Below are 481 nucleotides of genomic sequence, written 5' to 3' on the forward strand. Positions count from 1 at the left end.
TTTTTTAATTTATAATATTTATTTTTTTAATACAACTAGTTTTTTTAGCTGCTTTAGCAACTGATAAAGAAATTTCTTTAACTACTGATTTATTAAGAAAATTTGGTAAAATGTTATTCTCATTTAAATCGTTTATTTTTATAATATTTTTTAAAGCATAAATAACTGCTTTTTTCATTTCTTTGTTAATTTTAGTAGCTTTAACATTTAAAACGCCTCTAAAAATTCCTGGGAAAGAAAGACAATTATTGATTTGATTAGGAAAATAAGAACGGCCCATAGCAATCACTTTAGTTCCACCCTTTTTGGCTTCATCTGGCATAATGTAAGAAATAGGATTTGCTAAATATTACTTCTTTTGATTTTAATTAAACTATATCCGTTAACTATAAAATAAAGTATTGCTCAATTAAAAAATAAATTATAATTTTAAATATTATATTCATACCTAACTATTTCTAAAATAAATCATTATGTTTAA

1 protein-coding gene is annotated in these 481 nt (G+C 21.4%); it reads right to left on the reverse strand.

Annotation, left to right across the window (positions count from 1 at the left end; genetic code table 11):
• Positions 1–4: 4 nt before the first annotated feature.
• Positions 5–322, reverse strand: a complete 318-nt coding sequence (locus RI68_RS00900; protein ID WP_017193374.1) for a malic enzyme-like NAD(P)-binding protein — start codon at positions 320–322, stop codon at positions 5–7.
• Between the last annotated feature and the right edge of the window lie 159 nt (positions 323–481).

The sequence above is a fragment of the Vaccinium witches'-broom phytoplasma str. VAC genome (assembly GCF_000309405.1).
In the GTDB taxonomy this organism is placed as follows: Bacteria; Bacillota_I; Bacilli_A; order Acholeplasmatales; family Acholeplasmataceae; genus Phytoplasma.